Genomic DNA, 7,350 nt, shown 5'->3' with positions numbered 1-7,350 from the left:
TCATACAGCACGTTGACAAAACCGCCATAGGAACGGTCGCTGCCGTTGGTCCGCCCACTGACGTGGCTGCCGTTGCCGTAGGCCGCGCTGTACCCGGTCAGCGCCGACCAGTTATAGACCCCTTCGATTTCCGCACGCAGGCCATTGCCAAAGCCCCAGCCGAAATTGGCGAACCCGGTCCAGCCATCGCCATGGCGCATGCGCTCGCGCGAATGGGCTTCATACAGGTTCTGCGCATTCACCTCCGGGGCGTTTCTGATCTTCCCGCTCTCGCTCTCGTATGTGTCGCGGTCAAAGCCATGGGCATGCTGGGTCTGGGTCAGGTCATAGCCGCCGCCAATGCCAACATACGGCCCTGTTATCGTTGTGGCCATGGCGGTGGCCACGGGGGCCGCGCCAAGTGTAGTCGCCAGTAATGCCGCGCGAAGACGCATATTCCCGTCCTTAAGATACTTGATCAGACGCCTTCTTGTTTGTGGAGATGGGGGCATGTTCCACACTGGCCTGATGCATGTTGATACAATTGGCCCATGGGCCGTTGTCGCAATGCCAGCGGAAGGGTGCGGAAGCGGGAATGCCGGGCAACCTGCCCGCACCCGATCCATGGCTGGATCGTTGTGCGGGGCAAAGGTTGAGATAAGATTAAATGCCCTTTTGCCGCCGGGTGGCGGGGCAGGGACGTTGTAAAAATATCACACGGAGGTGTTCGGGATCAGGGCGTGCAGCCATCCGCGCGCAGCACCTCCAGCACGACGTCATCGGGCACGTCACGGCAGGTGAAGGCCCGGCCAATGCCGCGGACCAGCACGAAGGACAGGCGGCCATCGCGCATCTTCTTGTCGCGCTGCATGTTGCGCACCAGCTGGGCGGCGGAGAAATTCCGGCCCGTATCGCTGATCCGCGCGGGCATGGACAGGCGTTCGAGGTGACGGGTCACGCGCTCAAGGTCTTCCGCCGGGCAGTAACCCAGCCGGACCGACAGCATGAACGCCAGTCGAAGCCCGATGGAGACGGCCTCCCCATGCAGCAGGCTGCCATTATAGCCCATTTCCGCCTCCAGCGCGTGGCCGAAGGTATGACCGAGGTTGAGCAGCGCGCGGCCATCGGCCTTGCGTTCCTCGCGCTCGTCGGCAATCACCACGCGCGCCTTGAACGCGCAGGCCATGCGGATGGCTTCGGCCTGCATGGCCGGGTCGCCCGCCAGCACCGCCGCCCCGTGGCGTTCGCACCAGTCGAACAGCGTGGCATCGCCCAGCAGCCCCGACTTGACGATTTCGGCATAGCCCGCACGCAGTTCGCGCACCGGCAGGGTGGCCAGCGTCGAGGTATCGGCCAGCACCGCGATGGGCTGGTGGAACGCCCCCAGCAGGTTCTTGCCAAACGGCGTGTTGATGCCGGTCTTGCCCCCTACGGACGAATCCACCTGTGACAGCAGTGTTGTCGGGATCTGCACGAAGGGCAGGCCACGCAGCGTGGTGGCGGCACAGAATCCGGCCAGGTCCCCCACCACGCCACCGCCCAGCGCCACGACCGTGGTGCCGCGTTCGACATGCGCCTCCAGCAGGGCGTTGGTCACGCGTTCGTACATGCCGATGGTCTTCGACCCTTCCCCGGGGGGGATGGTGATGACCTCCGCGCGGATTCCGGTTTCCTCCAGCCCTTCCAGAAGCCGGGGCAGGTGCAGGGGGGAAACCGTGTCGTCCGTCAGGATCATCACGCGCTTCTGCGGCAGGACGGGGGCCAGCAGCGCGCCGGCGCGACGGATCACGTCGGGACCGATCACGACATCATAGCTGGCGCGGTCCAGCCGCACGGGCACCCGCAGTGGCTGCCGGTTATGCTTCAGGGCCTGAATGACATGGTCGGCGCTGTGTTCCACGTTGTCGTCTCCACAATCCACGATGATATCGGCCTCGGCATAGACCGGATGGCGCAGGCGCATAAGGTCCGCCAGCACCGCATGCGGCGGGGCGGCGTTCAGCAGGGGGCGGTGCGTGCGGTCCGCCACGCGCTGCACCAGCACCGGCAGAGGGCAGCGCAGCCAGATGGAGACGGCATGCTCGCGTACGCTCGCCCGCGTGCGGGAATCCATGAATGCGCCCCCGCCCGTCGCCAGCACCACGGGCGGGCCGGACAGCAGGCGGCGGATGACCAGCCGTTCGCCCCGACGGAATTCGGGTTCGCCGTATTTCTGGAACAGGTCGGCGATGGTGCAGCCGGCGGCGCGTTCGATTTCCTCATCCGAATCGACAAACGGCACCCCCAGACGCGCAGCGAGGATACGGCCGATCGTCGTTTTCCCCGCGCCCATAAGCCCGACCAGCACGATGGTGCGCCCGCTGCCCGCCTGTCGTGGCGTGGCAGGGCCGACGGCATTGAGGTCAAGCGGAATGGTGCGCGATGGCGTGGCCGGACCGGGCCGGTCGGGGGGAATCTGGCGTGACATGGCGCGCAACCTAACATACAGCAGGACGGAACCGGTAGAGTCCGCACCAACGTCCGGCCATGCGCGCGGCAGCGTGTATCCGGCCCGGATCGTGGACAGCCGGGGTGTGCAGGATATGGGAAGCGGTTGGATGATCCGTATTGTTATTGCCGTGATCGGCGTTCTGGTCGTGTGTGGGGTGGGGGGATTCTTCTCGCTGGGCGCCTTTCCGCCTGCGCTGGTGCAGCAGGACGTGCACAAGGACATCGCCTTTGCCGCGCCCGTGGCGGCGGCCCCCGCGCCGCTGGGCACGCCTGCGGCCCTGCCCGTGGCGCCGCTGGCCCCGGTCGCAGCCCCAACCGCGGCGCAGTAAGCGGCAGGCCCCATGGTCGGGAACGCGGTTGATGCCTTTCTGGAAATGCTGGCGGCCGAGCGCGGGGCGGCGCTGAACACCATCCAGGCCTATGCCCGTGATCTGGGGGACATGACCGACGCGCTGCGTGCGCGTGGTGTCTCCGCGCTGGATGCGGGGGAGGCGGACCTGCGCGACTATCTGTCCGGCCTGGCGGAGCAGGGGCTGGCCCCCCGCACGCAGGCCCGCCGACTGTCCTGCATCAAGCAGTATTTCCTGTTCCTTGCCCGTGAGGAGCTGCGACCTGACAACCCCGCCGCCCTGCTCGATGCTCCGCGCCTGGACATGACCCTGCCGCGTTTCCTGTCGGAGGCGGAGGTCACGGCGCTTCTGGCGGCGTGTGAGCCTGAAGATGATGCGACACCCGCGCGCAGGCGCAGGCTGCTTGTGGCGCGGGCCGCGCTGGAAATGCTGTATGCATCGGGGCTGCGCATATCCGAACTGCTGTCGCTGCCGCGTCGCGCGCTGGATGCGGCGCCGGGCATGATGCTGGTGCGCGGCAAGGGCGGGCGCGAACGCATGGTGCCCATGTCCGCCCGCGCCCGCGCCGCCGCCCGCGCGCTGATGGACATGGATACCGTGCGGAAAAGCCCTTACCTGTTTCCCGGTCGCGGCCCGGCCCGGCCCATGACGCGGCAGGGCTTTGACCGGATCCTGCATGACGTGGCGCTGCGGGCGGGGCTGGACCCGCAGCGGCTGTCGCCCCATGTGCTGCGGCATTCCTTCGCCACGCACCTGCTGGCCCATGGGGCGGACCTGCGGGCATTGCAGGTGCTGCTGGGCCATGCCGACATCGCCACCACCCAGATCTATACCCATGTGATGCTTGACCGCCTGCGCGACGCGGTGGCGCGGCATCATCCGCTGTCCAGTGCGGACGGGCGTGGATAAAAATGCATGGCAGGGCGGATTCCTTGCGTGAAAATGTTTGGCTGGCGTGCAGGCTGTGCTATCGGCAGCGCATGCGCCAGTTTCTAGATTTCGAAAAGTCGGTCGCCGAACTTGAGAACAAGATCGACGAGCTTCGCAGGATGTCCGGTCCGGACGGGATCAACATCGCCGAAGAGATCACCCGGTTGAGTGAAAAAGCCGACCGGCAGTTGCGTGCGGCCTATGCCAAGCTGACGCCGTGGCAGAAGGTGCAGGTGGCCCGCCATGCCCAGCGCCCGCATACGATTGATTACATCAATGCGCTGATAACCGAATTCGCCCCGCTGGCCGGTGACCGGCTGTTTGGTGATGACAAGGCCATCATTGGCGGTATCGGCCGGTTCAAGGGCACGCCGGTGGTGGTGATCGGAACCGAACGCGGGGCCGAGATCGAAACACGGCTCAAGCATAATTTCGGCATGGCCCGGCCCGAAGGCTATCGCAAGGCGCAGCGGCTGATGAAGCTGGCCGGACGATTCGGCCTGCCGGTCCTGACCTTCATTGATACGTCCGGCGCATGGCCCGGCATTGATGCGGAAGCGCGCGGACAGGCGGAAGCCATCGCGCGGTCCATTGAAACCTGCCTGAACGTGCCGGTGCCGGTGATTGCCACCGTCATTGGCGAAGGTGGGTCCGGCGGGGCCGTGGCGCTGGGTGCGGGCGACCGGGTGATGATGCTGGAGCACGCCATCTATTCCGTGATCTCGCCCGAGGCCTGTGCCTCCATCCTGTGGCGCGATCCCAAGCAGGCTTCCACGGCGGCGGATGCGCTGAAGCTGACGGCGCAGGACCTGCTGCAACTGCGCCTGATCGACCGCATCATTCCCGAACCGCTGGGTGGCGCGCAGCGCGAACCCGCCGCCGCGATTCGCGCGGTGGGTGACGCCATTGCGGCGGAACTGCCGGGCCTGCAGGCCAAGGACCCTGTTCTGCTCAAGGCGCAGCGGCGTGAGAAATTCCTCGCCATGGGGCGTGAAGCCGTCGCCTGACCTGCCGCGCCATGATGCAGTGACCAGCACTGATAAAAGCTTCCGGGGCCACCTTTTTTAAAGAAGGTGGCCCCGGAAGCGTGCTGAAAAAAGCGTCATCAGACCCTATCCTTATGGCTACCTGATGCTTTCCGGGCAGGCGGTCTTTCAGCCCTTTACCGGTTCCCCCGGCTGTGGCGTGAAGCCAAGGCGTTCGATCAGGTCGCGCACGGCGTCGGACGCGGCTTCCACGCCCTTTACATCTGTCCCCTTGCATAACAGGCACACGCCCCGGCAGCTTTCATCAAGTCGGTAGGGGTAGGACCCGATATCAATGTCGGGATGGCGCTGCTGTATCGTTTCCAGCCCTGCGGCCAGCGTACCTTCATACAGGCCGTTGGCATGCCATGCCCGGGACGTGACCGGGGTGCCATGGGGCAGGGTTGGCAGAACTTCCTCGAACATCGCGCGCATGATGCGCGGCACGCCCGCCATGACATGCACGTTGCCCATGGTGAAGCCGGGCGCGACCGAAACGGCATTGCGGATGGGCACGGCCCCCTGCGGCATCGTGGCCATGCGCTGGCGGGCGGGATTGAATTCGTTCGGCGGGAAGTGCGCTTCCAGCATGCGGAAGGTTTCGGGATGGTGGACCCACGGCACGCCAAACGATTCCGCGACGCAGGCGGAGGTGATGTCGTCATGCGTCGGCCCGATGCCGCCCGTGGTAAAGACATTGTCATAGGCCGCGCGGGCTTCGGTCACGTTGCGTACGATCACGGCGCGGATGTCCGGAATGATCCGGACCTCGCTTAACGTAATGCCGGTTTCAGACAGGCGGCGGGCGATATACTGCACGTTTACGTCCTGTGTGCGGCCGGACAGGATTTCATTGCCTATGACCAGCAGGCAGGCGGTGGGGTTCATGATGCATGTTTCCACTAGGTTGCGGGCGGGAGCATTTCCCCCCACCCTATAACGACAGCAAGCCTACCGGAAGGAGAAGTCATGAACACCGCAGCAATGCCGCAACCGCACTGTGTCTGGGACATCCGGGCGGAACTGGGCGAAGGACCCGTATGGTCCGTGCGGGAACAGGCGCTCTATTTCGTCGATATTGTAGGCCAGGCCATCCATCGTTTTCATCCCGCCAGTGGCGCGCGCGCGTCATGGTCCGCGCCGCAGCGTCCCGGTTTCGTGGCGCCGGTCAGTGACGGCACGCTCATGTGCGGGCTGAAGGACGGGCTGTACTGCCTGGACCCGGCAACCGGCGTGTTCCGCAGGGACGTCGCGGTGGAGCCCGACCTGCCCGGCAATCGCATCAATGACGGAAGTGTCGATTCGAAGGGACGGCTGTGGTTCGGCACCATGGACGATGGCGAAAGCACGCCCAGCGGTGCGCTGTATTCCGTCACCCGCGAGGGGACGGGCCTGAGTGTCCTGCGCCATGATGAGGGATATATCGTCACCAATGGTCCCGGCATTTCCCCCGATGGGCGGCGGCTGTACCACAACCACTCCCCTGCCGGGATCATTTATACCAACCGTTGATTGCTATAACCCATGAGCCCAATTGCGCAGTCCGATTGACATGATGCGCCATGGTTGATTGACGAGCTGGTTCCAGGCATGGCAGGCGATATCAACGATATCGTCATAGGTTCTGAAGATCCTGTTTGAGAGCCATGTATTGCGCAGGAACTGCCAGAGATTTTCCACCGGGTTCAGTTCAGGAGCCCGGGGAGGCAGCGGGAGAATGGTGATATTGTAGGGAACATCCAGCTTCTGACTGGTATGCCATGCGGCCTGATCCACAATGAGGACGGCGTGAGCGCCCTGCGCGACCGTGCGTGAAATCTCCGCGAGATGGAGCTGCATGCCGTGCAGGTTGCAGACAGGGAGCACGAGGCCTGCGGCCGCTCCCTTTTCAGGACAGATGGCCCCGAAAATCCACGCGGATCTGGTGCGCAGGTCAGCAACGGCCCGGGGCCGGGTGCCCCGTTTCGCCCACCGTCGGGTCAGCTTCGTTTTCTGGCCGATCCGCGCCTCGTCAGACCACCAGATTTCGATATCTTTTCCGGGATGTCTGGACCTGATCGCCGCCATGACACCGGGGAACTCTTTTTAAAAATGTCCTGGGCTTCTGTATCCTGGCGATAGTGCCGTGGCCGGGCTGTCAGCAGGCGGAACCCCTCGCGGCGTATGATCTGACCCAGACGCGTTTCCGACAGGCTGACGCCATAGGTCTCATGCAGCCACCCGCAGAGATCACACAGTCGCCAGCGGACAACACCATGCACCGCAGGGATGGGTCTTTCTTCGAGCCGGGTTTTCAGGGCAGACAGCATCTCCTGTGTCAGGCGGGCTTTCTGTCCCCCGCCATGACGATCCACAAGGCCATCCGGGCCATCCGCATTGAAACGCAGCACCCAGTCACGGATACTCTGACGGTCTGTCCCCGCAAGCAGGGCCGCCTCGCCGCGCGAGGCGCCATCATAAATCGCCGCAAGCGCCAACAGGCGACGCGACTGACCCGCATGCCGGCTTCTGCGCGCAAGGCGTCGCAACTCCGAACTATCATGATCGTCACGCAGGGATAGAGGGCTGCCCATCCA

The 7,350-nt window shown here is 64.7% G+C and carries 6 protein-coding genes and 2 pseudogenes; 4 read left to right on the top strand and 4 right to left on the bottom strand.

Annotated elements, in window-relative coordinates:
* Positions 1-434, bottom strand: a pseudogene (locus B7449_RS02375) (OmpA family protein); the annotation flags it as partial.
* A 278-nt stretch (positions 435-712) separates the two neighbouring features.
* Complete coding sequence (gene aroB / locus B7449_RS02370) at positions 713-2,446, bottom strand: 3-dehydroquinate synthase (protein ID WP_052279954.1); 1,734 nt, start codon at positions 2,444-2,446, stop codon at positions 713-715.
* Between the two features lie 130 nt (positions 2,447-2,576).
* Here aroB and B7449_RS02365 point away from each other — a divergent pair, with 130 nt between their 5' ends.
* From B7449_RS02365 to B7449_RS02355, 3 genes are all read left to right on the top strand, one after another.
* Complete coding sequence (locus B7449_RS02365) at positions 2,577-2,798, top strand: hypothetical protein (protein WP_039732834.1); 222 nt, start codon at positions 2,577-2,579, stop codon at positions 2,796-2,798.
* Positions 2,799-2,810: 12 nt separating this feature from the next.
* Positions 2,811-3,728: a tyrosine recombinase gene (locus B7449_RS02360; protein ID WP_039732717.1), complete on the top strand. Its 918-nt coding sequence runs from the start codon at positions 2,811-2,813 to the stop codon at positions 3,726-3,728.
* 71 nt (positions 3,729-3,799) lie between these two features.
* Positions 3,800-4,756 carry an acetyl-CoA carboxylase carboxyltransferase subunit alpha gene (locus B7449_RS02355; RefSeq protein WP_029329372.1) on the top strand — a complete coding sequence of 319 codons (957 nt, stop codon included), beginning with the start codon at positions 3,800-3,802 and terminating at the stop codon, positions 4,754-4,756.
* A 147-nt stretch (positions 4,757-4,903) separates the two neighbouring features.
* On the opposite strand, the gene B7449_RS02350 is transcribed toward B7449_RS02355, so the two are convergent.
* The gene (locus tag B7449_RS02350; RefSeq protein WP_039732835.1) at positions 4,904-5,662 is read right to left on the bottom strand and encodes a competence/damage-inducible protein A; all 759 of its coding nucleotides are present in this window, start codon (positions 5,660-5,662) and stop codon (positions 4,904-4,906) included.
* A 96-nt stretch (positions 5,663-5,758) separates the two neighbouring features.
* Between B7449_RS02350 and B7449_RS02345 the strand changes: the two are divergent.
* Positions 5,759-6,274, top strand: a pseudogene (locus tag B7449_RS02345) (SMP-30/gluconolactonase/LRE family protein); the annotation flags it as partial.
* A gap of 15 nt (positions 6,275-6,289) precedes the next feature.
* On the opposite strand, the gene B7449_RS02340 reads toward B7449_RS02345, so the two are convergent.
* Positions 6,290-7,347, bottom strand: a protein-coding gene (locus B7449_RS02340) for an IS630 family transposase (protein WP_198133929.1) whose coding sequence is annotated in 2 segments (ribosomal slippage) — positions 6,290-6,855 and positions 6,855-7,347 — 1,059 coding nt in all. Because the reading frame shifts where the segments join, the coding sequence is not laid out codon by codon here.
* Between the last annotated feature and the right edge of the window lie 3 nt (positions 7,348-7,350).

It is taken from the genome of Komagataeibacter intermedius TF2 (assembly GCF_000964425.1).
GTDB classification, from domain to species: Bacteria; Pseudomonadota; Alphaproteobacteria; order Acetobacterales; family Acetobacteraceae; genus Komagataeibacter; species Komagataeibacter intermedius.
This window is presented reverse-complemented; position numbering and strand designations above follow the sequence as displayed.